At 66.3% G+C, this 22484-nt stretch carries 18 protein-coding genes; 8 read left to right on the plus strand and 10 right to left on the minus strand.

Annotated features, from left to right (window positions below; all coding sequences use genetic code 11):
- The first annotated feature begins 4 nt into the window (after positions 1-4).
- Together ACE3P6_RS10535 and typA are read left to right on the plus strand one after the other, a co-directional pair.
- Positions 5-445 carry a helix-turn-helix domain-containing protein gene (locus tag ACE3P6_RS10535; protein ID WP_374394612.1) on the plus strand — a complete coding sequence of 147 codons (441 nt, stop codon included), beginning with the start codon at positions 5-7 and terminating at the stop codon, positions 443-445.
- Between the two features lie 346 nt (positions 446-791).
- Positions 792-2609 (plus strand): translational GTPase TypA, encoded by a 1818-nt coding sequence (typA, locus tag ACE3P6_RS10540; RefSeq protein ID WP_374394615.1) that lies wholly within the window; start codon positions 792-794, stop codon positions 2607-2609.
- 72 nt (positions 2610-2681) lie between these two features.
- Here typA and ACE3P6_RS10545 read toward each other — a convergent pair whose 3' ends face one another.
- From ACE3P6_RS10545 to recA, 5 genes are all read right to left on the minus strand, one after another.
- Positions 2682-3476 (minus strand): class II glutamine amidotransferase, encoded by a 795-nt coding sequence (locus tag ACE3P6_RS10545; RefSeq protein WP_374394814.1) that lies wholly within the window; start codon positions 3474-3476, stop codon positions 2682-2684.
- A 158-nt stretch (positions 3477-3634) separates the two neighbouring features.
- Positions 3635-3925 (minus strand): DUF1330 domain-containing protein, encoded by a 291-nt coding sequence (locus ACE3P6_RS10550; protein ID WP_374375128.1) that lies wholly within the window; start codon positions 3923-3925, stop codon positions 3635-3637.
- A gap of 1 nt (position 3926) precedes the next feature.
- Positions 3927-6581, minus strand: coding sequence for an alanine--tRNA ligase (gene alaS / locus ACE3P6_RS10555; protein WP_374394618.1), 2655 nt, complete (start codon positions 6579-6581; stop codon positions 3927-3929).
- Positions 6582-6715: 134 nt separating this feature from the next.
- A complete protein-coding gene (locus tag ACE3P6_RS10560; protein WP_374394816.1) occupies positions 6716-7240 on the minus strand; it encodes an MOSC domain-containing protein in 525 nt (174 codons plus the stop codon).
- Positions 7241-7266: 26 nt separating this feature from the next.
- Positions 7267-8337, minus strand: a complete 1071-nt coding sequence (gene recA / locus ACE3P6_RS10565) for a recombinase RecA (RefSeq protein ID WP_374394620.1) — start codon at positions 8335-8337, stop codon at positions 7267-7269.
- 194 nt (positions 8338-8531) lie between these two features.
- Here recA and ACE3P6_RS10570 point away from each other — a divergent pair, with 194 nt between their 5' ends.
- The 3 genes from ACE3P6_RS10570 to ACE3P6_RS10580 all read left to right on the plus strand — a co-directional run bounded on the left by ACE3P6_RS10570 (position 8532) and on the right by ACE3P6_RS10580 (position 10897).
- Complete coding sequence (locus tag ACE3P6_RS10570) at positions 8532-9122, plus strand: hypothetical protein (RefSeq protein ID WP_374394621.1); 591 nt, start codon at positions 8532-8534, stop codon at positions 9120-9122.
- A gap of 121 nt (positions 9123-9243) precedes the next feature.
- A complete protein-coding gene (locus ACE3P6_RS10575) occupies positions 9244-9801 on the plus strand; it encodes a YSC84-related protein (protein WP_374394817.1) in 558 nt (185 codons plus the stop codon).
- A gap of 178 nt (positions 9802-9979) precedes the next feature.
- Positions 9980-10897 carry a peptidoglycan-binding protein gene (locus ACE3P6_RS10580; RefSeq protein ID WP_374394624.1) on the plus strand — a complete coding sequence of 306 codons (918 nt, stop codon included), beginning with the start codon at positions 9980-9982 and terminating at the stop codon, positions 10895-10897.
- A gap of 75 nt (positions 10898-10972) precedes the next feature.
- On the opposite strand, the gene ACE3P6_RS10585 is transcribed toward ACE3P6_RS10580, so the two are convergent.
- Positions 10973-11836, minus strand: a complete 864-nt coding sequence (locus tag ACE3P6_RS10585) for an NAD(P)-dependent oxidoreductase (protein ID WP_374394627.1) — start codon at positions 11834-11836, stop codon at positions 10973-10975.
- A 78-nt stretch (positions 11837-11914) separates the two neighbouring features.
- Between ACE3P6_RS10585 and ACE3P6_RS10590 the strand changes: the two genes are divergently transcribed.
- The gene (locus ACE3P6_RS10590) at positions 11915-14380 is read left to right on the plus strand and encodes a penicillin acylase family protein (RefSeq protein ID WP_374394630.1); all 2466 of its coding nucleotides are present in this window, start codon (positions 11915-11917) and stop codon (positions 14378-14380) included.
- Positions 14377-14880, plus strand: a complete 504-nt coding sequence (locus tag ACE3P6_RS10595) for a GNAT family N-acetyltransferase (RefSeq protein ID WP_374394632.1) — start codon at positions 14377-14379, stop codon at positions 14878-14880. The genes ACE3P6_RS10590 and ACE3P6_RS10595 overlap by 4 nt, the downstream gene beginning before the upstream one ends.
- A gap of 220 nt (positions 14881-15100) precedes the next feature.
- On the opposite strand, the gene hflX is transcribed toward ACE3P6_RS10595, so the two are convergent.
- The 4 genes from hflX to trkA form a co-directional block, all read right to left on the minus strand.
- Positions 15101-16375, minus strand: a complete 1275-nt coding sequence (gene hflX, locus ACE3P6_RS10600; RefSeq protein WP_374394819.1) for a GTPase HflX — start codon at positions 16373-16375, stop codon at positions 15101-15103.
- Positions 16376-16431: 56 nt separating this feature from the next.
- Positions 16432-16665, minus strand: coding sequence for an RNA chaperone Hfq (hfq, locus tag ACE3P6_RS10605; protein ID WP_008028786.1), 234 nt, complete (start codon positions 16663-16665; stop codon positions 16432-16434).
- Between the two features lie 170 nt (positions 16666-16835).
- Positions 16836-18350, minus strand: a complete 1515-nt coding sequence (locus ACE3P6_RS10610; protein WP_374394635.1) for a potassium transporter TrkG — start codon at positions 18348-18350, stop codon at positions 16836-16838.
- The gene (trkA, locus tag ACE3P6_RS10615) at positions 18350-19726 is read right to left on the minus strand and encodes a Trk system potassium transporter TrkA (protein ID WP_374394638.1); all 1377 of its coding nucleotides are present in this window, start codon (positions 19724-19726) and stop codon (positions 18350-18352) included. The genes ACE3P6_RS10610 and trkA overlap by 1 nt, the downstream gene beginning before the upstream one ends.
- 305 nt (positions 19727-20031) lie before the next feature.
- Between trkA and ACE3P6_RS10620 the strand changes: the two genes are divergently transcribed.
- Complete coding sequence (locus tag ACE3P6_RS10620) at positions 20032-22464, plus strand: Hint domain-containing protein (protein ID WP_374394641.1); 2433 nt, start codon at positions 20032-20034, stop codon at positions 22462-22464.
- Positions 22465-22484 lie beyond the last annotated feature (20 nt).

The raw sequence follows: 22484 nt of genomic DNA on the forward strand, positions 1-22484 counted from the left end.
CAACATGGCAGACGCTGCTCAGATCATTGATAAGCTCAAGGCACGTTTTCGTGTCGAGACGGACTCAGATTTGGCTATGCGCCTTCTGATCAGCCGAAGCTCGGTTGCGAACTGGCGCAACCGCGACAGCGTCCCTGAACGCTATCGGCGGATAGCGGAGGGGGAGGTCAATTGGGCAGCGTGGTCGACGCCTTACCCCGAAATGTCGGATATCGAGCGAGCCGCGATGCGTATTGCGATCATGCGCCTGGTCCGTGACTTTGCCGGGGTGGGATCGGACTATCGCAGCTTCCTGGAGGACTCCATGAGGGCAGCTTCCTCGTGGCAGAGTTATTGGGCGCAGGCTTGCCTGGACGTTTACCAGGAGATGGAAACGCGCGATGCAGACAACGCACACCACACTGCCGATCTATTGGCCTACCGCGAACTTTCCAACCCGAAGTGAGTTTCGCCAATCGTTTCGCTATCTCTATGTAATATCAATAAAATCAATAGCTTAACCTTCCAGCCCTGTGTTACCAATTGCGCCGGAAGAGGAAACGCTAACCACCTGAAATCAAACGCTTTCGCGGGTCCGCCATCGTTCGGCAATCCACTCGGCCGTCTTCCGGCGCAATTCGTCGCGCGTCACTGACCGGCGCGGGCAGGTGTGAAGATTTCCTGAACGCCCGCAAGCAACCCATTGATTTTCTTGTGTCGGAAAATCTGTCCACCGTGGACAGCCCTGCCCCTCTGGCCAGCACCCGGAAAACCCTGTAAGGCCCCGCCAACCTCATAGGACCCGGACCCCAATGGAACTGCGCAACATCGCGATCATCGCCCACGTCGACCACGGCAAGACCACGCTGGTGGACGAGCTTCTGAAACAGTCCGGCGCCTTCCGCGAGAACCAGGCCCTGACCGAACGGGCGATGGATTCCAACGACATCGAACGCGAGCGCGGGATCACCATCCTGGCCAAGGCGACGTCGGTCGAATGGCACGGCACCCGGATCAACATCGTCGACACCCCCGGCCACGCCGATTTCGGCGGCGAGGTGGAGCGGATCCTCTCGATGGTCGACGGCGTCTGCCTGCTGGTCGACGCCGCCGAAGGCCCGATGCCGCAGACCAAGTTCGTGCTGACCAAGGCGCTGGCCCTTGGCCTGCGTCCCATCGTGGTGCTGAACAAGGTCGACAAGCCCGACGCCGAACCTGACCGCGCGCTGAACGAGGTCTTCGACCTTTTCGCCAACCTCGGGGCCAGCGACGACCAGCTCGACTTCCCCCATGTCTACGCCTCGGGCCGCGCCGGCTGGGCGGATGCCGAGCTGGACGGTCCGCGCAAGGACCTGAGCGCCCTTTTCGACCTCATCGTCCGCCACGTTCCCGCGCCGAAGCAGCTTGCCCGGCAGGACGAGCCCTTCTCGATGCTGGCGACCACGCTGTCCGCCGACCCCTACCTCGGCCGCATCCTGACCGGCCGGGTCGAGACCGGAAAGATCACCACCGGCACCTCGCTGAAGGCCCTGTCGCGCGACGGCGAGCGGCTGGAGCAGTTCCGGGTCACCAAGATCCTTGCCTTCCGGGGCCTGAGCCAGACCCAGATCGACGAGGCCGTCGCGGGTGACATCGTCACGCTGGCGGGCATGACCAAGGCGACTGTCGCCGATACCCTCTGCGCGCTGGAGCTGGATACCGCGCTTCCGGCCCAGCCGATCGACCCGCCGACGATCACCGTGACCTTCGGCATCAACGACTCGCCCTTGGCGGGCCGCGACGGCAACAAGGTGCAGTCCCGCGTCATCCGCGACCGGCTGATGAAGGAATCCGAGGTCAACGTCGCGATCAAGGTCGCCGACACCCCCGGCGGCGAGGCTTTCGAAGTCTCCGGTCGCGGCGAACTCCAGATGGGCGTGCTGATCGAGAACATGCGCCGCGAAGGGTTCGAGCTGTCGATCTCGCGTCCGCGCGTGATCATGCAGGAGATCGACGGCGCGCGGAACGAGCCGATCGAGGAAGTCATCGTCGACGTCGATGACGAATACTCGGGCGCCGTCATCGACAAGCTGACCGGCGAGCGCAAGGGCGACCTGGTCGAGATGAAGCCCGCAGGCGTCGGCAAGACCCGGATCATCGCCCATGTCCCCTCGCGCGGGCTGATCGGCTATCAGGGCCAGTTCCTGACCGACACGCGCGGTACCGGCGTCTTGAACCGCATCTTCCACGGCTGGGCGCCGCACAAGGGCCCGATCCAGGGCCGTCGGCAGGGCGTGCTGATCTCGACCGAGGCCGGGGTTTCGGTCGCCTATGCTTTGTGGAACCTGGAGGACCGCGGCCGGATGTTCATCGGCCCGCAGGAAGCGGTCTATACCGGCATGGTCATCGGCGAGCATTCGCGCGACAACGACCTGGAAGTGAACCCGCTCAAGGGCAAGAAGCTGACCAACGTGCGCGCCTCGGGCACGGACGAGGCGGTGCGGCTGACCCCGCATATCAAGATGAGCCTGGAAGAGGCGATTGCCTATATCGACGACGATGAACTGGTGGAAGTGACACCGAAGGTCATCCGGCTTCGGAAGCGGGAACTCGACCCGAACGAGCGCAAGCGGGCGTCGCGGAAGGAGTGAGTTGTCAGGCCAAGCGCAAGAATTTTAAGTAAAATTCTTGGCAAATTCCTTGCTTAAGGAATTTGGGCCCGCTCAGGCGGCAGCGGCGAGGCGGCAGGGCAGGAAATCCTCCACCATCGCCGTTTCGCCGTCAAAGGTGCAGAAGCTGTAGGGCGGGACCTCTTCCCAGCCGCCCTCTTCCGCCTCCAGCGGTTCCGACACCACGGCGCGGCCCTGCCTCGTGTCCGACCAGCGATGATAGAGCGACGGTGCGGCGTCATCGGTGGAATAGCGCACCGCATAGAGCCGCTGCCCGTCCGACAAGGCCGCCGTCATCCGCAGATGCGGCCCCTGCCCCTTGTCCCGCGCGAGCCGGATGAACCGCGCCGCCGCGCGTTCCAGCGCCCCGCGCGGGTCGTCGTCCAGCCCTTCGGCCAAGGCCACCAGGAACAGCGCCTCGCTGTCGGTGGCGCCATTGCGGTGGGGATAAAGGCCTTCCGGGATCATCATGTCGGCGTCGCGGCGGAAGGCGTCATAGCCGCCGACCTGGCCATTGTGCATGAAGCTCCACCGACCATGCGTGAAGGGGTGGCAGTTGTTGCGGCTGGTTGCGGTGCCGGTGGACGCGCGGACATGGGCGAGGAAGAGGTGTGACTGCACCTGTGCCGTCAGGCTTTTCAGGTTCGGGTCCGACCAGGCGGGCAGCACGTCGCGGAAAAGGCCCGGTTCGGGCCTTGCACCATACCAGGCGATCCCGAAGCCGTCGGCGTTGATCGCACTGTGGCACTGGGTGGCGCAATGGCTTTGGTGGATGAGGCTGTGACCGGGGCGGCTGACGATCTCCTCCAGGAAGATCGGCGCGCCGGTATAGGCGGCCCAGCGGCACATCAGCGTGCCCTCGTCTGCAAGATCATGCTCTGCCTCGTTTTCTTTCAGCATAGCCGATACCGTCCGGCGATGCGAGGCGGGATTTCCGGACAATTCTTCTATTGGGACAGCAAGGCAGTCTAAAATTTTTCGCGAAAAATTTTAGACTGCGGGTAGCACTACTCGACCTCCTCCACCACCATCAGGTCGCGGACGCTTGCCCCTTTCGCATGGGCCAGCGCTGCCTGATAGGCGGGCGAGTTGTAGCATTCCACCGCCTTCTCCAGACTGGGGAAACGGGCGACCACGTTGCGGGGCCGGTCGTTGCCTTCCAGCTGCACATAGCGGCCGCCGCGGGCGAGGAATACCCCGCCGTGGGCCGCGATGGCCTCGGTCGCGCCCTTCGCATAGCGGCCATAGGCTTCGGCATCGGTGACGTGGACATGGGCGATCCAGAGGGCGGTCGGCATCTCAGGCTCCTATCGCGGCTTCGGCCGCCTTGATCGCTGCATCGGCCTGGGTGATGTCGGCGCCCCCGGCCTGGGCCATGTCGGGACGACCGCCGCCGCCCTTGCCGCCAAGCGCTTCGGCTGCGGCCTTGACCAGCGTCACGGCGGAAAGCTTCGCGGTCAGGTCCTGCGTCACGCCCGCCGCCACCGCCGGTTTCGCGCCGGTGTCGGCGATGAGCAGCACCGCGCCAGAGCCGAGGCGGGCCTTCATCTCGTCGATCAGCGCGGGAAGATCCTTGCCAGAGACGCCGGAAAGCACTTGAGCGACGAACTTCACCCCGTTGATTTCCTTGGCTTCCGGGCCAGAGGCCTTGCCGCCCATCGCCACCTCGCGGCGCAGTTGCGCGACCTCGTTCGCCAGCGCCTTCCTCTCGTCGAAGAGCGCCCGGATGCGGTCGGCAAGCTCGCCCGCCGGGGCCTTGACGATCGCCGCGATGTCGTTCAGCCGGGCGTCCTGCTGGCGCAGGTGGTCGAGCGCCTGCTGCCCGGTCAGTGCCTCGATCCGGCGGACGCCGGCGGACGACGCGCTTTCGGACAGGAGCACCATCGCCCCGATATCGCCGGTGCGGCCGACATGGGTGCCACCGCACAGCTCCAGCGAATAGGTCTTGCCGTCCGCGCCCTTGCCCGAGCCGTCGAGCGTGCCCATCGACACCACCCGCACCTCGTCGCCGTATTTCTCGCCGAACAAGGCCTGCGCGCCGATGGCCCGGGCGTCGTCGGGGGTCATGATCCGGGTCTCGACGGGCGCGTTCTGGCGGATGAAGGCGTTGACCTCGGCTTCGATGGTTTGCAGGTCCGGTGCCGAGATTGCCGCCGAATGACTGAAGTCGAAGCGCAACCGGTCGGCGGCATTCAGGCTGCCCCGCTGGGCGACGTGATCCCCCAGCGTCCGCCGCAGCGCCTCATGCAACAAGTGCGTCGCCGAATGGTTGGCGCGGATCGCCAGGCGGCGGCTGTGCGCCACCTCCAGCTTCGCGGGCTGGCCCTTGATGACAGTGCCTTCCATGACATGGCCGATGTGGATGAAGACCCCGGCGGCCTTTTTCACATCGCTGACCTGCACCATGCCGGTATCGGTGCGGATGAACCCGGCATCGCCGACCTGGCCGCCGGATTCGGCATAGAACGGGGTCTGGTTGACCACGATCTGCACCGCCTCGCCCTCGGAGGCCTGGCCGATGGCCGCCCCGTCGCGGACCAGCGCGGTGATCACGCCCTCGGCCGTTTCGGTGTCATAGCCGAGGAATTCGGTCACCCCGTGCTCTTCCGCCAGGTCGAACCAGATCTTCGCGTCGCCCGCCGCCCCGGTGCCGGACCAGGCCGCGCGCGCCTTGGCCTTCTGCTCGTCCATCGCGGCGTCGAAGCCCTGCACGTCGACCTCGCGGCCCTTCTCGCGCAAGGCATCCTGCGTCAGGTCGAGCGGGAAGCCGTAGGTGTCATAGAGCTTGAAGGCCGCAGCCCCCGGCAGCGCCGCGCCTTCGGCCAGGCCGGAAAGCTCGTCGTCCAGCAGCCGCAACCCGCGGTCAAGGGTCTGCTTGAACTTCGTCTCTTCCGTCCGCAGCGTTTCCTCGATCAAGGCTTGTGCGCGGGACAGCTCGGGGTAGGCGCCGCCCATCTGCCGCACCAGCGCCGGGACCAGGCGGAACATCACCGGGTCCTGCGCGCCGAGCATGTGGGCATGACGCATCGCCCGGCGCATGATCCGGCGCAGGACATAGCCCCGGCCTTCGTTCGACGGCATCACCCCGTCGGCGATCAGGAAGGAGGTTGAGCGCAGGTGGTCGGCGATGACCCGATGGTGAATTTTCCCCGGCCCGTCAGGGTCTTGCGAGGTGACATTCGCGCTGGCCTCGATCAGGCTGCGCATCAGGTCGGTGTCATAGTTGTCGTGCTTGCCCTGCAGCAACGCGCCGATCCGCTCCAGCCCCATGCCGGTGTCGATCGACTGCATCGCCAGCGGAACCAGCCGCCCGTCGGCGAACTGTTCGTTCTGCATGAAGACGTTGTTCCAGATTTCGATGAAGCGGTCGCCGTCTTCCTCGGCGCTGCCGGGCGGGCCGCCCCAGATCGAGGGCCCGTGGTCGTAGAAGATTTCCGTGCAGGGGCCGCAGGGGCCAGTCGGGCCCATGCGCCAGAAGTTGTCGTCGCTGGCGATGCGGATGATGCGGTCGTCGGTCAGACCGGAAACCTTCTTCCAGATCGAAGCGGCCTCGTCATCGGTGTGGTAGACGGTGACCAGAAGCTTGTCCTTGGCCAGGCCGAAGTCCTTGGTCAGCAACTCCCAGGCGAAAGCGATGGCCTGGTCCTTGAAATAGTCGCCGAAGCTGAAATTCCCCAGCATTTCGAAGAAGGTATGGTGCCGCGCGGTGTAGCCCACGTTGTCGAGATCGTTGTGCTTGCCCCCGGCGCGAACGCATTTCTGCGCGGTGGTGGCGCGCTTGTAGTCACGCGTCTCGACCCCGGTGAAGAGGTTCTTGAACTGCACCATGCCCGAGTTGGTGAACATCAGCGTCGGGTCGTTGCGCGGCACCAGCGGAGAGCTGTCCACCACCCGGTGATCGTTGCGGCGGAAAAAGTCGAGGTAGGTGGAGCGGATGTCGTTCAGCGAAGCCATCGTGGGGCGGTCCTTGGCGAGATCGGGGGCGAAAGCGGAAATTCGGCCCGCCCCGTGTAGCCCCCTGCCGGGGGCCTGTCCACAGTCGGGCTTTCGCAGATGCAAAAAACCCCTTGCGACGCCCGTCGAAGGGGTCAGCGCAGGACCCGAACCCCGTCGCCAAGCCGGATCACGCCGTCCTGCTCGATGCTGCACAGGATGCCGCGCAGGCGCAGGTGCTTGTGCCCGGGCGCACGCGCCCAGTCGTAGGCGTCGGCCCCGTAGCGGACCTTCCATTTGGCGCAGCTGCCGTTGAACACCTCGGAGACGCGGAGAACCGCTGTGCCGACAGAGAGGAGTTGGCCTTCGGGCAGGTTCGCTTCGGTCATGTCGAGGTCGCAGACGAAGGTATCCCCGGGGGAAACGGTGGTCTCGCGGTCGCGCCAGACAAGGTCGAGCACGCGGCGCGGCAGGATCGAGACCTGGATGCCGGGATGGCCGGAGCCATCCGGCAGTTTCAACCACGGCGCCACGCCCCAGCGTTCGCCCGGGATGCCATCAGCCTTCGTCACGGACATCTCCTCGACGAAGCGCCGCTCACCGAAGCCGGGCCGGAAGCACAAATATTCGACCGCGCTGTCTGTCTTGGGCGCAGAAAGCACCCCCGGCAGCGCGGCCATCAACTCGTCGGTGGTGGCGTGGCTTATCACTCGTCCAGCACGTCCCCGCTGTCCTCACCGGCCATCGTGAAGTCGAGCCCATTGGCGGCGCGAATCTTGTCCTCGATCTCCAGCGCGACGGAGGGGTTCTGCTTCAGGAAGGCCTTGGCATTCTCGCGGCCCTGGCCGATGCGTTCGTCCTTGAAGGAATACCAGGCGCCCGATTTCTCCACCACGCCGGCCTTGACGCCGATGTCGATCAACTCCCCGGTCTTGGAGATGCCCTCGCCATACATGATGTCGAATTCCACCTGCTTGAAGGGCGGCGCGACCTTGTTCTTCACCACCTTGACGCGGGTGGTGTTGCCCACCACCTCGTCCCGGTCCTTGATCGCGCCGATGCGGCGGATATCCAGACGGACGGAGGCGTAGAATTTCAAGGCGTTGCCGCCGGTCGTCGTCTCCGGGGAGCCGAACATCACGCCGATCTTCATCCGGATCTGGTTGATGAAGATCACCATGCAGTTCGACCGCCCGATGGAGGCGGTCAGCTTGCGCATCGCCTGGCTCATCAACCGGGCCTGCGATCCCATCTGCATGTCGCCCATGTCGCCCTCGATCTCGGCCTTGGGCACCAGGGCGGCGACCGAGTCGACCACCACCAGATTGACCGCGCCGGAGCGGACCAGGGTATCGACGATCTCCAGCGCCTGTTCGCCGGTGTCGGGCTGCGAGATCAGCAGCTCGTCGAGGTTGACGCCCAGCTTCTTGGCATATTGCGGGTCGAGCGCGTGTTCGGCGTCCACGAAGGCGCAGACGCCGCCCTTTTTTTGTTCCTCGGCAACCACATGCAGGGTCAGTGTGGTCTTGCCCGAGCTTTCCGGCCCATAGATCTCGATGATGCGGCCCTTGGGCAAACCACCGATCCCCAACGCGATGTCGAGGCCGAGCGAGCCGGTGGAGGTCGCCTCGATCTCCATCGCCGGGCTGTCGGCGCCAAGGCGCATGATCGAGCCCTTGCCGAACTGCCGTTCAATCTGCGCGAGTGCGCTTTCCAGCGCCTTCGACTTGTCCATATCCCGCTTCCCACCAAGATCGAGGAGGTTTGCCACCGCCATGTCGTTCTCCTTATTTCATAGCCGCCGGGGGGCGGCAATCCTTGCCCGTGTTCCCCAAGTGTTCTTGCACTTATGCAAACAAAGCGGGAACAATTCAACCTGTTTCTCGTGGTGGCAGTTTGGACGCGCTTTGGTTAAGGGAGTGTTGACGAAAGCCGGTCAAGAACGCGGCGGTGCAGGAAAGAAGGGCCAAGATGCTGGTGTTCTTTGAGCAGAGGCTCGCGTTTCTGGCCACGCCGAAGACGGGATCGACGGCGATTGCCGCTGCGCTCGAATCGCTGGCGGCGGTGTCGATCCAGCGCCCGCCGCTCTTGAAGCACACCACGGTCCACCGCTATCGGCGGTTCATCGGGCCCTATCTGGAAGCGGCGTCGAAGGACAGCTTCACCCTGGTTGCCCTGATGCGAGAGCCGAAGGACTGGCTGGGGTCCTGGTATCGGTTCCGGCAACGCGAGGAGACCGAGGCGGGGAAGTCGACGAAGGGCATGAGTTTCGACGCCTTCGTCCGGGCCTGGTGCCAGGACCCGCGGCCGGATTTCGCGGACGTGGGCAGCCAGGCCAGGTTCCTGCGGCCGCGGCAGGGTCAGGGGGTGGACCGGCTGTTCCGCTATGAGGAGATCGACAGCTTCGTTCATTTCCTGGAGGAGCGGTTGGGCTGCGAGATCATCCTGCCCCGGCTGAATGTCTCGCCCCCCGGTGCGACCGAGTTGTCGGAGGAGACGGAGGCCCTGCTGCGCGAGGTGGCGGCGGAGGACTTCGCCCTCTATGCGACGCTGACCCCCTAGGCACGGGCTTGCCGGTCGGGCTTTCCGGGCATGACAGGCGGGCGGAAAGCGGCTACCGTGCAGGGCAAGGGGGGCGCGAGACCCCATGAGGCATGAAAGGGCGGACAAGATGAGCGAGATGATGTTCACGCGGCGCGGGCTGATGGTCGGCGCGGGGGCGGTTGCGGCGAGCGGTGTCCTGGCGGGGTGCGACAACGGGATCGGCTCGAACGGGGCCGGGCAGATCGAGGCGCGGGTCAGCGCGACGCAGGAGTTCCTGTTCACCCAATATCCCGGCACGCGGGACCTGGCCTCCCGGGCGGCGGGCGTCCTCTACATGCCGTTGATGACCGAGGCGGGGCTGGGCTTCGGCGGGGCTTTCGGACGGGGCGCGCTGCGGATCCAGGGGGTCACGGTCGACTACTACTCGGCCACCAAGGGCTCGTTCGGGTTGCAGATCGGGGCGCAGCAGTATGCCCACGCCCTGTTCTTCATGACCCAGGAAGGGCTGGAGAAGTTCCGGCGGTCCTCGGGTTGGGCGGTCGGCGGGGACATCCGCTATGCCAGCCCGGAGGAAGGAGCCTCGATCGGCAAGGAGACGACCGAGCTGGACGAGGTGATCGCGCTGGTCTTCGGACAGCAGGGGCTGATCGCCGGGGCGACGTTGTCGGGGATCAAGTACACCCGGATCATCCCCTGACCCTGTCCACAGTGGACAAACCGTGAGCCTCCAATGATTTCAATGGATTGCTCGCGGACGTTCAGGATTTCTTAACCTCTGCCCCCTGCCCTTCGGGTCCGGTTTTCCGTGCGTGGACCGATGGGCGCAACTGGAGTATCCTGCGGCTTTCAAGTCATTTTCAGGAAGGGGCTTTGCGATGGCAGTTCCGGCTTCCGTATTGAAGGGCTCGGTCGGTTTTGGCGGTCGGAACCAGCGGTCCGATGTGCAGCTTGTGCAGGCGTTGCTGAACGCGGTTCCCGCCAGTCGGGGCGGGGCGGCCCCGGGCCTTGCGACCGACGGCATCTGCGGCTCGATGACCAATGGCGCGATCAAGCGGTTCCAGGCCGCCAACCAGTGCTATGCCGACAGCCGGATCGACGCGGGCGGCAAGACCGAGAGGACGCTGCTCGACCTCCTGGACCAGTTGGGCAAGCTGCTGGCGCTTCTGGGCGGAGCCGCCACGTCAGCCCCTGCCCCGACGGGGCCGACAACGCCGGGACCGAATTCACCGGTGCGGCGGAAATATGTGCAGACCGCGCGAATGCTGGTGCCACCGACCGGGCTGACCACCGGCGGCAGCGGTCCGTCCGGCGCCACCGGCTGCGGCGAGTTTCCCGGCCGCGTCTTCACCAAGCTGCCGGTGATCCCGCCGGGCCAGCCGGGGGCGTTCAAGGTGCATGTGTCGGGGGCGGGGACCATGTACCTGACCTCGCCGACGACCTGGTGGGAGCAACTGGCTCAGGCGGTGGACAAGCAGTACGCGCCCGCGAAGAAATGCTGGGTGCCTTTCGGCGGCGGCAACCGTCCACTGCCGGGCGACATCTACCTGCTGGCGCAATATGACAAGCCGGCGCAGTTCCAGCATGTCGGAGTGATCCTCGACGCCTCGGGCAGCGAATGGAGCACCTGCGACGGCGGCCAGGGGAACGGCTGGCAATCGGGCGCTGTCAAGCGACAGTTCCAGTCGGATGGCGTGATTACGGGTGAGTTTGGAAACAAGGCGCGGGTGAAGGGCTGGGTCGATCTGGACAACCTCTATGCCGTGGCGCAGGCGAGTTTTCCGGCGTTGAGTTGAGGGGCGGTGGCGGTCGGGTGAAAAGAGTCGGGGCAAGCCCCGACCTACGGGTGGTGCGTCGTGGCGCGCCCCACCCTACCTTAACCGCCGGATCAGGCTGGAGGTATCGTTCCTGCCGCCGCCCATCAGTTGCACGTCCTTGTAGAACTGGTCCACCAGGGCGGTCACCGGCAGGCGGGCGCCGATCTCGTCGGCGGTCTGCAGGCAGATGTGAAGGTCCTTGCGCATCCAGTCCACCGCGAAGCCGAAGTCGAACGTGTCGGCCAGCATGGTCTTGTGGCGGTTGACCATCTGCCATGACCCCGCCGCGCCCTGGGAAATGACCTCGACCACCTTCTCGCCGTCAAGTCCCGCCTTCTGGCCGAAGGCGAGCGCTTCGGACAGGCCCTGCATCAGGCCCGCGATGCAGATCTGGTTCATCATCTTGGCAAGCTGACCCGCGCCCTGCGGCCCGATCAGGCGGCAGATGCGGGCGTAGGCCGCCATCACCGGCTCGGCGCGCGCGTAGTCTTCGGGCGTGCCGCCGCACATGATGGAAAGCTGGCCGTTCTCCGCCCCCGCCTGCCCGCCGGAAACCGGCGCGTCGACGAAATGCAGGCCGACGGATGCAGCCTTTTCCCCCAGCGTGCGGGTGATCTGCGCGGAAACCGTGGTGTGGTCGACGAAGACCGCGCCCTTCGACATGCCGGAAAACGCGCCGTCCGGGCCGGTGCAGACCTCGTCGAGGTCGTGGTCGTTGCCGACGCAGGCCATGACGAACTCGGCCCCTTCGGCGGCCAAAGCCGGGGTGGCCGCCGCCCTGCCCTTGTGCTGCGCGGTCCAGGCCTCGGCCTTCGCGGGCGAGCGGTTGTAGACCGTGACCTCATGCCCCCTGGCGGCGAGATGCCCGGCCATCGGGAACCCCATGACTCCCAAGCCAAGAAATGCCACTTTCGCCATCTGCGCCCCCTGATCATTGCCCTTCACCGGCGCATGGACTAGGAACCGATCCCGTTCCCGCCGTCAAGGACAGCACAGATGTTGACCGCCTTTCGCTGGCTGATCCGTATCGTCACCGGCCTGATCGCCCTGGGGGTGATCGTGACCGCGCTGGCCTATTACATCCTGTCGCGGTCGCTGGTCGACTATGACGAGGATTTCACCGTGGCGGGCATCACCGCGCCGGTGGAGATCGTGCGCAACAACGACAACGTGCCGCATATCTTCGGCAAGACCGACAAGGACGTGTTCTTCGCGCTGGGGTTTGCGCACGCGCAGGATCGCCTCTGGCAGATGACGATGCTGCGGCGGACGGCGCAGGGGCGGCTGTCCGAAATCTTCGGCCAGTCGACGGTGAAGGTGGACGAGCTGATGCGGCGCTATGACCTTTACGGGCTGGCGCTGGAGTCGGTGAAGGCGCAGGACCCCGAGACTCTGGCGGCGCTGGAGGCCTATTCGGCCGGGGTGAACGCCTGGATCGAGGAGGTGAACAAGGGGGCGCGGGGCCGTGGCGCGCCGGAGTTCTTCCTGTTCGAGCCGGAGATTTCCGCCTGGGCCCCGGCGGATTCGATCGCGATCCTGAAGCTGATGGCCTTGCAGCTGTCGAGCGCCCTGCAGACCGAGGTGTTGCGGGCGCGGGTGTCGCTGCTGCTGTCGCCCGAGCGGTTGGCGGACATCCTGCCCGACGATCCGGGGCAGGCGATTGCGGCGCTGCCGGACTATGCCAGCCTGGTGCCGGGGGTGGTGCCGTCCTCGAAGCCGGTCGAGTTTGCCGAGGGGCCGTTCTCGCCGGTGGCCGAGCCGGGGATGGCGGGGGCGTCGAATGCCTGGGCGGCCAGCCCGGCACGGTCGGCAGCGGGGGGCAGCCTTCTGGCCAACGACCCGCACCTGGACCTGACGGCGCCGACGATCTGGTACCTGGCGCGGCTGGAGCTGACCTCGGGCGGGGTGATCGGGGGGACGATCCCCGGCGTGCCGCTGGTGCTGGTCGGGCGGTCGGAGAAGCTGGGCTGGGGGCTGACCACGGCCTATGTCGACGATCAGGATGTGGTGATCGAAGAGCTGAACCCGGAGAACAAGGAAGAATACAAGACGCCGGAGGGCTGGGCGAAGTTCGAGAGCCGCCAGTCGATCATCAAGGTCAAGGACGGCGAGCCGGTGACGGTGACGCTGCGCTGGTCGCGGAACGGGCCGATCCTGCCGGGGACGCATTATGACCTCGGCTCGATCACGCCTCCGGGGCATGTGGCGGCGATCAGCTGGACGGCCTTGTCGGGGGCGGACACCTCGCTGTCGGGGGCGATGGCGATGATGCGGGCGGGAGGCGTGGACGAGGCGATCGAGGCGGGGCGAAAGGTGATCGCCCCGGCGCAGAACGTGATGCTGGCGGACGGCAAGGGCATTGCGATGCAGGTGATGGGGGCGATCCCGGCGCGGGATGCGGAGCACCCGTCGCAGGGGCGGCTGCCCGCGCTCGGGTCGGATGCGCGGGTCGGGTTCAAGGGGGTGCTGCCTTACGAGGAGAACCCGGTTTTCCGAGACCCGGCCTCGGGGCTGTTGGGGAACACCAACAACAAGACGGTGGACCGGCCCTTCCCGCACCATGTCAGCTTCGACTGGGGCGACACGCAGCGCATCCAGCGCTGGCTGACGCTGATGAAGGCGCGCGAGGTGCATACGCGGGAAAGCTTCATCGAGGCGCAGCTGGATACGGTGAACCCGACGGCACGGTCGCTGCTGCCCTTGATCGGGGCGGACCTGTGGTTCACCGGCGAGGCGGCGCCGGAGGGCACGCCGGAACGGCTGCGGCAGCGCGCGCTGGTGCTGCTGGCCGAATGGAACGGCGAGATGAACGAGCATCTGCCGGAGCCCTTGATCGCGGAGGCCTGGCTGCGCGCGCTGCAGAAGCGGCTGATCCAGGATGAACTCGGGGCGATGTCGGAGAACTTCACCCATATCTCGCCGGTCTTCATCGAGCGGGTGTATCGCAATGTCGGCGGGGCGAGCGTCTGGTGCGACGTGATCCAGTCGGCGGCGGTGGAAAGCTGCACCGACATCGCCCGGATCGCGCTGGACGAGGCGCTGCTGGAGCTGACCGAGAAGTATGGCGACAACCTGGAAAGCTGGCGCTGGGGCGATGCGCACCAGGCCACGCATGACCATCCGGTGCTGGGCGAGGTGCCGTTCCTGAAGTATTTCGTCAACATCCGGCAATCGACCAGCGGTGGCGACGACACGCTGATGCGGGGGGTCACCCGGGGCGAGGGGCCGGAGCCCTATCAGAACGTGCATTCGGCAGGGTATCGCGGGGTCTATGACTTCGCCGACCCGGATTCGTCGGTGTTCATCATCGCCACCGGGCAGTCGGGGCATCCGCTGTCGCGGCACTATGACGACCTGGGCGAGTTGTGGCGGCGGGGGGAGTATATCCCGATGTCGCTGGACCCGGAGCTGGCGCATGCGGCGGCGGCGGGGGTGATGGTGTTGACGCCGGAGGGGCAATGATCCGCACCGAACGGCTGCTGCTGCGCCGGGCGGTCTGGGATGACCTGGACGCCGTGCATCGGTTGCTTTCCGACCCGCGGGTGATGCGCTACTGGTCGCGGCCGGAACATGAGACGCTGGAAGAAACGCGGCACTGGCTGCGGTTTCTGGTCGAGCCTGCGGCGGACAGTCTGGACCTGCTGGTCGAGAAGGACGGCGAAGTGATCGGCAAGGCGGGCGCCTGGCAACTGCCGGAGGTCGGGTTCCTGCTGCATCCCGATTTCTGGGGACAGGGGCTGGCCTTCGAGGCGATGACGGCGGTGATCGCCCATGTCGAGGCGGAGCACCCTGCCCTGCCGGAACTGACCGCCGAGGTCGACCCGCGCAATGTGGCCTCTCTGCGGCTGCTGGACCGGCTGGGGTTCCACGAGACGCACCGGGCGGAGCGGACGCTTCTGTGGAAGGACGAGTGGTGCGACAGCGTGTATCTGGCGCGGGTGCGTGGCGGGCCCGCGGTCTGAGCGGGTTGGGGCGGTTTTCGAATTGAGCGCCGGAGGCGCGAAGACTCCTTGTCTCGCGCTTTTGGGTGAAGGACGCAAAAGCGCTCGGGATTGCGCTCCGCGCGGGGATATTTGGGCAAAGATGAAAGGCGGAGGTTACGCGGGTGCCGACCGGCGGATGCCTCCGGCGGGGATATTTGGGCCAGTCTGAAAGGGCTGGCGGCTTGCCTGCGTGGCGCGGTTACAGTTCGCGATAGCGTCTTTCCTGCCGCGCGGTCCAGCGGACGGCGATGCGGTGGCCATCCTCGGTTTCCGTCTCGGACTGGACCACGCCCTCCTGGTGCAGCCAGGCGCGCTTGCGGCCCTCGGTAAAGCCCAAGGTGAGCACACGCTCGGATTTCTCTTCGTCGAAGGCCTGGGAGATGGCGGCGAGGAGGTCGTCGATCCCCTCGCCGGTCAGGGCGGAGATCGGGAAGACATTGGTCCGGGCTTCGGCATTCACGGAGAGGGCGGCGCGCGCTGCAGGGTCGACGAGGTCGAGCTTGTTCCAGACCTCGAACTGCGGGACCGAAGGCTTGACGCCGAGCGAGGCGAGGATTTCGGCCACGTCCTGCGCCTGTTCGGCAGACTCGGGATGGCTGATGTCGCGGACATGAAGGATCAGGTCGGCCTCCAGCACTTCCTCCAGCGTGGCGCGGAAGGCGGCGACAAGCTGGGTGGGGAGGTCGGAGATGAAGCCCACGGTGTCGGAGGCGATGATCTTGCGGCCGGACGGCAGGACGATCCCGCGCATGGTGGGATCGAGCGTGGCGAAAAGCATGTCCTTGGCCAGCACCTCGGCCCCGGTCATCCGGTTGAAGAGGGTGGACTTGCCGGCGTTGGTGTAGCCAACCAGCGCCACGAGGGGGAACGGGACCTTGCGCCGCGCGGCGCGGTGCAGCTCGCGGGTGCGGACCACGCGGTCGAGCTGGCGTTTCAGGCGGACGACCTGGTCGTCGATCGCGCGGCGGTCGGATTCGATCTGGGTCTCGCCGGGGCCGCCGACGAAGCCGAAGCCGCCGCGCTGGCGTTCGAGGTGGGTCCAGGCGCGGACGAGGCGGGTGCGCTGGTAGGAAAGCGCCGCGAGTTCGACTTGCAGCACGCCCTCGTTGGTGCGGGCGCGGTCGGCGAAGATTTCCAGGATCAGCGAGGTGCGGTCGAGGAGCTTGACCCCCCATTCCTTTTCCAGGTTGCGCTGCTGGACCGGGGAGACGGAGCCGTCGACGAGGACGAGGTCGATCTTCAGCGCGTGAAAGCGGTCCTTCAGTTCCGCCACCTTGCCGGAGCCGAGGAGCGTGCCGGGATGGACGCGCGACAGGCGGACGACTTCGGAGCCCTGCACGTCAAGCTCCGGCAGGGCGGCGGCCAGCGCCACCGCCTCGGCCAGCCCGTGTTCGGGCAGGCGGCGGGATTTCGCGGATTTCAGCGCCGGGTGCAGGACATAGGCGCGCGTCGCCGCTGCCGCCGTGTCGCGCAGGCGCTGGCCATCGCGGGGGGCGAGAACGTCGTCGTCGTCGTGGTAGTCGCGGGTGATCAGTCTTCCCCTTCGTAGAGGCTGATCGGCGCGCCCGGCATGATGGTGGAGATCGCATGCTTGTAGACGAGTTGCGATTGGCCATCGCGGCGCAAGAGCACGCAGAAGTTGTCGAACCAGGTGATCACACCCTGCAGCTTGACGCCGTTGATCAGGAAGATCGTCACCGGAACCTTGGCTTTGCGAACGTGGTTGAGAAAGGCGTCCTGCAGGTTTTGCTTGTCAGCGGCCATCGTTGTCGTGCCTTGTTTTTCTAGCGCTTCACTGTCGCGTCGTGGTCGTTGTTGTTTAGCCCTGTCTTACCGCCCGTGACGGCTGGCCCGAGTATGAAGGGACCGCGCGGGAGTTTCCAGCGCAAAAATCAGGCTGTTAGGCGAGTGCCTTGAGGCGGCGCGAACCGGGTCTAGCGGCGACCCCGGCCCGGCAGGACAAGGACGAGGAGCGCCAGGGTTTCGAGCCGCCCCACCACCATCGCAATGCCGAGGATCACCTTCACCGGACTGGCAAGGTCGCCGTAGAGGATGGGCTGGGCCCCGCCGACATCGGCCAGTTGCCCGGTGGTGGTGAGCGACGCGATGGCGAGGACGAGGGCGGGTTCGAAATCGACGCCGACGAGGAGGAGGAGCGCCAGCACCGCGGCGATCGAGGTGGCGAAGAGCATGAAGAAGACCCAGGCGAACTGCGCGCCTTCGCGGCGGAGCCGACGAGCCTCGGACCCGCCCCGGCCGATGGAACTGGGGTGGATGATCTTTTCCAGCTCGCGCTCGCCGTGGCGCAGGAGCGCGTAGACCCGCAGCAGCTTGACCCCCCCGGCGGTGGTCGCCGTGCCGCCGCCGATGATCGCGAGGCCGAGGAGGATCAGCCCGTGCGTGCCGATCCCCGACCAGAGCGATGCGCTTTGCCAGTCGGCCGAGACATAGCCGGTGGTGGTCAGGAAGGAGGCCACCGTGAAGAGGATGCCCCAGAGCGAAGAGAAGGCCTGGCCGGTCGGCGTCAGATCGGCCTGGCCTGCGACGAACCAGTGACGCAGGAAGAGGATCAGCGTCACGGCAAGGATGATCAGCGCGGCAAGGCGAAGCTCGGGGTCCTGCAGCAGCGGGCGGCGGTTCTCGGTCAGGCGGATGCCGGGCAGCGCGCGGCGGGTGAGTGCGAAGGCGAAACAGAGGAAGACCAGCAACTCGCCCGCGACGCCGGCGCCGGAGGCCTGGAAGGCGGTGCGCCCGGTGATGCCGGAGGTGGAAAGCGTGCCCATTGCATGCAGAAGCGCGGAGATGCCGCGCTCGCCAAGGATCAGGAGGCCGCACCAAAGGAGGACAGTCAGCGCGGCATAGGCGGGAAAGAGCATCAGGGCGAAGCGGGTCAGGCGCTGGCCGGGATCGACGCTGCGGCCGACCTGGGCGCTGCCGATCCCGCTGCGGCCGGGGGGGCGGCCGGAGGAGACCTCGGTCCCGCCGAGGTTCAGCGGCGCAAGGATGGCATAGGCGGCCAGAAGGATCAGGAAGCCGCCGAACCAGCCCACGGTCGCGCGCCAGAGATGGACGGAATCGGCAAGGCGCTCGGGGTCGTAGGCGCTGGCGCCGGTGGTGGTGAAGGCGGAGATCATCTCGAACCAGGCGTTCGTGAGCGTGGTGTCGGGCAGCGCCTCGGTCAGCGGCAGGGCCAGGGCGAAGGGCAGGACGGCATAGGCGAGGACGAGGGCGGCAAGGTGGCTGCGGGCCGGGTCGCGGGGCGTGTAGGCGGCGGTGGCGATGCCAAGCATCACGGTCAGGACCAGAAGGATCAGCGCGGAGTAGAGGAAGTCGCGGGCGTGCTGGTGGTCGTTCGCGCCAAGCGCGTAAAGGGCGGGCACCAGCGAGATCGCGCCGCAAAGGCCCAAAAGGACCACGAGAAGCGGCAGTTCGGCGAGGCGCGCCAGCATCAGAAGAAGTCGATCGAGACTTGCAGGAGGCGTTCGACTTCCGGTACGTCCTTGGCCATCGCGAAGAGCGCGATGACGTCGCCCGCCTCGACCCGGAGGTCGCCGGTGGGTTTCAGGACCTTGTCGCCCTTCATCACCGCGCCGACGAGGACGCCTTCAGGAAACGCGATGTCGCGCACCAGGCGACCGGCCAGCGGCGAGGTGGTGAGGACCTGCGCCTCGATCATCTCGGCCTCGGCGTCGCCGATGGAATAGACGGCGCGCACCCGGCCGTGGCGGATGTGGCGCAGGATCGACGACACCGTGGTGGCGCGGGGGTTGATGTAGGCGTCGATGTCGAGGGGGGCCATCAGCGGTGCGAGCGTGGGGTCGTTGACCAGCGCGATGGTCATCGGGCAGCCGGCTTGCTTGGCGCGGACGGCGACGAGGAGGTTGGTCTTGTCGTCGTCGGTCACGGCGAGGATCGCATCGGCGCGGTCGACCGAGGCTTCCATCAGGAGGTCGCTGTCCATCCCGTCGCCGTTCAACACGATGGTGCGTTCCAGCGCGTCGGCGGCCTGTTCGGCGGTGGCGCGGCTTTTCTCGATGATCTTGGCGCGGATGCGGTCGGTGCGGGCCTCAAGCGCGCGGGCGACCGCAAGGCCGACATTGCCGCCGCCGACGATTACCACCCGTTCCTGCTTCCTGGTCTTCTTGCCGAAGATTTCCAGCGCGCGGTTGATGTCCTCGAAATGGGTGAAGACGTAGACCTGGTCGTCGGCATAAAGCTGGTCGCCCGGATCGGGGGCGAAGAGCCGGTCCTCGCGGCGGATACCCACCACGATGGCGCGGAGGGTGGAGAAGAGTTCGTTCAGCTGGCGGAGCGGCGTGTTCAGGACCGGACAATCCTCATCGAGCTGGATGCCGAGGAGCTGGGCGCGCCCATTCATGAAGCTTTCGGTGTCGAAGCTGGCAGGCGCCGCCAGGCGTTGCAGCGCGGCCTCGGCGACCTCGCGTTCCGGCGAGATCACCACGTCGATGGCGAGGCCGTCGGTATTGGTCAGGTTGCCATAAAGCGGGTCGAGGTAGTTCTGCGCCCGGATGCGGGCGATCTTGCGGGTGATGTTGAAGACCGTATGGGCCACCTGGCAGGTGACCATGTTCACCTCGTCGGAATGGGTGGCGGCGATCAGCATGTCGGCATCGCGCGCACCCGCCTTGGCCAGCACATCCGGGTGGCTGGCGAAGCCGACGACGCCCTGTACATCGAGCGTATCCGTCGCGCGGCGAACGAGTTCGGCGTTCACGTCGACAAGGGTGACGTCGTTCTTTTCGCCGGACAGATGGCGGGCGATCTGCCAGCCGACCTGACCCGCCCCGCAGATGATGACCTTCATCGGTGCCCCCGCGCCCTGCCGTCCGCGCCTGCATGTCAGATCGGGGCGAAGGGGTCAATCTTCCGGCCTGTCCCGTCCGGGGTGACTGATACCCGTGCAACCAGGACACGCACAAAGGCCGGATGCAGCCAGCAGAGCGGGAAATCTCATGCGTGGGCGGAGCAAATCTGGTGAATATGCGCTGCAAACCTGCTACAGCTATGCGCAATCCTGCAAAGCAGACGTTTTGGACTTTCATTTTCCGTAAAGATTGCGACGATTAGGATCGCGTGCGAATGGTCACCGGGTAGCTGGAACGGAAAGTCATGGCGACAGTTGTAGGCGACGGCGGCGCGAACAGCCTTCCCGGGAGCAATAGCCAGAACGACTCAATCTGGGGCGCAGGTGGCAACGACACTTTGCGCGGCGGTACTACAGCAGGCAACGGCGGCGGAAACGACCTGCTCGATGGCGGTGACGGGGCCGACGTGTTGTATGGCGGCAACGACGACGATACGCTCATCGGTGGTTCGGACGGTTCAAACGATACGCTTTTCGGCGGCACCGGCACGGACACTGCCGACTACAGCCGCTACCTGACAGCGCTTAGCTCAGTGAGCGGAGGGAGCAGCACGTTTGCGCCCAACTCGACCGCCGTCAACGTGAACCTTGCCACCGGGATTGCGACCGGGCTGGGCACTGACAGTCTTTCCGGGATCGAGAACGTCATCGGCGGCTCGGGCGCCGACACCATCACGGGCGATACCCTTGCCAACCGTCTCGAAGGCGGCGACGGCAACGACCTCATCGATGGCGGCTCGGGGGACGACACGCTCTACGGCGGCGGCGCGAACGACACGCTTTACGGCGGCGCAGGTATCGACCGGCTATACGGCGGGGCGGATGGTGATCTGGCCTATGGCGGCGCGGACGGCGACCTGATCTATGGCAACGACGGGCTCGACACCCTGTTCGGCGACGGCGGGAACGACACGCTCTACGGCGATGCCGGGAACGATGTCCTTGACGGCGGGACGGAAGCCGACGCGCTGTATGGCGGTACGGGCAGCGACACCCTGTATGGCCAGGCCGGGGTCGATACGCTGCGCGGTGGCGACGGCGACGACCTGCTTTACGGCGGAAGCGAGAATGACGACCTGGCGGGCGAGGCCGGGAACGACACGCTCTACGGCGGGGCGGGTGTGGATGCGCTCGCTGGCGGCGATGGCAACGATCTCCTGCTGGGCGAAGACGGCGCGGATGTGCTTGACGGCGGGGCCGGCGACGACACCTTGCGCGGCGGGGCGGGCGGCGATTCCCTGAACGGCGGATCGGGGATGGACTTTGTCGACTACAGCGACTCGAACGCTGGGGTCTCGGTCAACTTGTCGACGAACAGCTTCTCGGGTGGCTATGCGGCGGGGGATAGCGGTGCCGGGGTGGACGGCATCATCGGCTCGGCCTTCAATGATACGCTGGTGGGCTTTGACGGCTCCAGCAACAGCACCGTCGCCGGTGCGGACAACTACACCAACATCTTCTATGGCGGCGCGGGCGACGACAGCATCTCGGGTCTGGGCGGCGGCGATGTGCTCTACGGCGGCGCGGACAACGACACCGTTTCGGGCAATGACGGCGACGATCTTGTGCGGGGTGACGCCGGGAACGACCTGCTCTACGGCGGGGCAGGCAATGACACGCTGTATGGCGATGCCGGAAATGACCGGGTCTTCGGTGATGCGGGCAACGATCTCGCCTATGGCGGCGATAACAACGATACCGTCGACGGCGATGCGGGCAACGACACGCTGTATGGCGATGCCGGAGACGACGCGCTTTACGGTGGCGCCGACAACGACCGGCTCTACGGCGGGGCCGACAACGATACCCTCGTTGGCGGCGCCGGATCGGACCTGGTCTTCGGCGGCGACAACCGGGATTTCATCAGCGCGACCTTCACCGACTCGACCGGCAACGAGACGGTCGATGGCGGCAGTGGCGGGGTCGACAACGACACCCTGTCGGTCGACATCACCGGCTTCGGCTGGTCCCGGTACGACATCAACTACGACCCGACGAACCACGAAAACGGGACGATGATCTTCTACGGTCCGGGCCCGGGTTTCCCCGTGGTCGGGACGCTGACCTTCACCGATATCGAGCATGTCGCCATCGTCTGCTTCACGGCGGGGACGCGGATCCTTGCCGAACGCGGCCCCGTCGCGGTCGAAACGCTGGTGCCGGGTGACCTGGTTGTCACGCGCGACAACGGGTTGCAACCGCTGCGCTGGGTCGGCTCGCGCCAGCTTTCCCATGCCGAGCTGCTGGCCCAACCCCAGATGCGCCCGGTCCGCATCGGGCCCGGGGCGCTTTTCGGGGCGGGTCCGGCAAGCCCGCTTCTGGTGTCACCGCAGCACCGGGTTCTGGTCGAAGGCGCAAGGGCCGAGTTGTATTTTGGCGAGACCGAGGTTCTTGCTCCCGCCAAGCACCTTGTCGGCCTGCCCGGGGTAAGCCGGGAATGCCCTGTCGAGGGCGTGACCTATGTCCACATCCTGTTCGACCGGCATGAGATCGTCCTGTCGAACGGCTTGTGGACGGAAAGCTTCCAGCCGGCAGAGCGCACGCTGAATGCACTGGACGCAGCGGTCCGGGCCGAGGTGCTGGAGCTTTTCCCCGAGCTTGGCGGCGAGGCCGCAGCCTTCCCTGCCGCGCGGATGTCGCTCAAGGCGCATGAGGCAAGGACGCTCGTGGCGGGCTGACGCTGCCCGCGACGGGCCTT

Source organism: Tabrizicola sp. (genome assembly GCF_041911175.1).
Classification (GTDB): domain Bacteria; phylum Pseudomonadota; class Alphaproteobacteria; order Rhodobacterales; family Rhodobacteraceae; genus Tabrizicola.

What these genes read in the sequence shown, in the direction of transcription:
- ACE3P6_RS10590 (WP_374394630.1), top strand. Translation starts at nt 11,915, where the DNA reads ATGTTGACCGCCTTTCGCTGGCTGATCCGTATCGTCACCGGCCTGATC.
- ACE3P6_RS10585 (WP_374394627.1), bottom strand. Translation starts at nt 11,836, where the DNA reads ATGGCGAAAGTGGCATTTCTTGGCTTGGGAGTCATGGGGTTCCCGATG.
- ACE3P6_RS10550 (WP_374375128.1), bottom strand. Translation starts at nt 3,925, where the DNA reads ATGCCGACCGCCCTCTGGATCGCCCATGTCCACGTCACCGATGCCGAA.
- alaS (WP_374394618.1), bottom strand. Translation starts at nt 6,581, where the DNA reads ATGGCTTCGCTGAACGACATCCGCTCCACCTACCTCGACTTTTTCCGC.
- ACE3P6_RS10560 (WP_374394816.1), bottom strand. Translation starts at nt 7,240, where the DNA reads ATGGCCGCGCTGCCGGGGGTGCTTTCTGCGCCCAAGACAGACAGCGCG.
- hfq (WP_008028786.1), bottom strand. Translation starts at nt 16,665, where the DNA reads ATGGCCGCTGACAAGCAAAACCTGCAGGACGCCTTTCTCAACCACGTT.
- trkA (WP_374394638.1), bottom strand. Translation starts at nt 19,726, where the DNA reads ATGAAGGTCATCATCTGCGGGGCGGGTCAGGTCGGCTGGCAGATCGCC.
- ACE3P6_RS10620 (WP_374394641.1), top strand. Translation starts at nt 20,032, where the DNA reads ATGGCGACAGTTGTAGGCGACGGCGGCGCGAACAGCCTTCCCGGGAGC.
- ACE3P6_RS10575 (WP_374394817.1), top strand. Translation starts at nt 9,244, where the DNA reads ATGTTCACGCGGCGCGGGCTGATGGTCGGCGCGGGGGCGGTTGCGGCG.
- typA (WP_374394615.1), top strand. Translation starts at nt 792, where the DNA reads ATGGAACTGCGCAACATCGCGATCATCGCCCACGTCGACCACGGCAAG.
- ACE3P6_RS10545 (WP_374394814.1), bottom strand. Translation starts at nt 3,476, where the DNA reads ATGTGCCGCTGGGCCGCCTATACCGGCGCGCCGATCTTCCTGGAGGAG.
- ACE3P6_RS10610 (WP_374394635.1), bottom strand. Translation starts at nt 18,350, where the DNA reads ATGCTGGCGCGCCTCGCCGAACTGCCGCTTCTCGTGGTCCTTTTGGGC.
- ACE3P6_RS10580 (WP_374394624.1), top strand. Translation starts at nt 9,980, where the DNA reads ATGGCAGTTCCGGCTTCCGTATTGAAGGGCTCGGTCGGTTTTGGCGGT.
- ACE3P6_RS10570 (WP_374394621.1), top strand. Translation starts at nt 8,532, where the DNA reads ATGCTGGTGTTCTTTGAGCAGAGGCTCGCGTTTCTGGCCACGCCGAAG.
- recA (WP_374394620.1), bottom strand. Translation starts at nt 8,337, where the DNA reads ATGGCGGTGGCAAACCTCCTCGATCTTGGTGGGAAGCGGGATATGGAC.
- ACE3P6_RS10535 (WP_374394612.1), top strand. Translation starts at nt 5, where the DNA reads ATGGCAGACGCTGCTCAGATCATTGATAAGCTCAAGGCACGTTTTCGT.
- ACE3P6_RS10595 (WP_374394632.1), top strand. Translation starts at nt 14,377, where the DNA reads ATGATCCGCACCGAACGGCTGCTGCTGCGCCGGGCGGTCTGGGATGAC.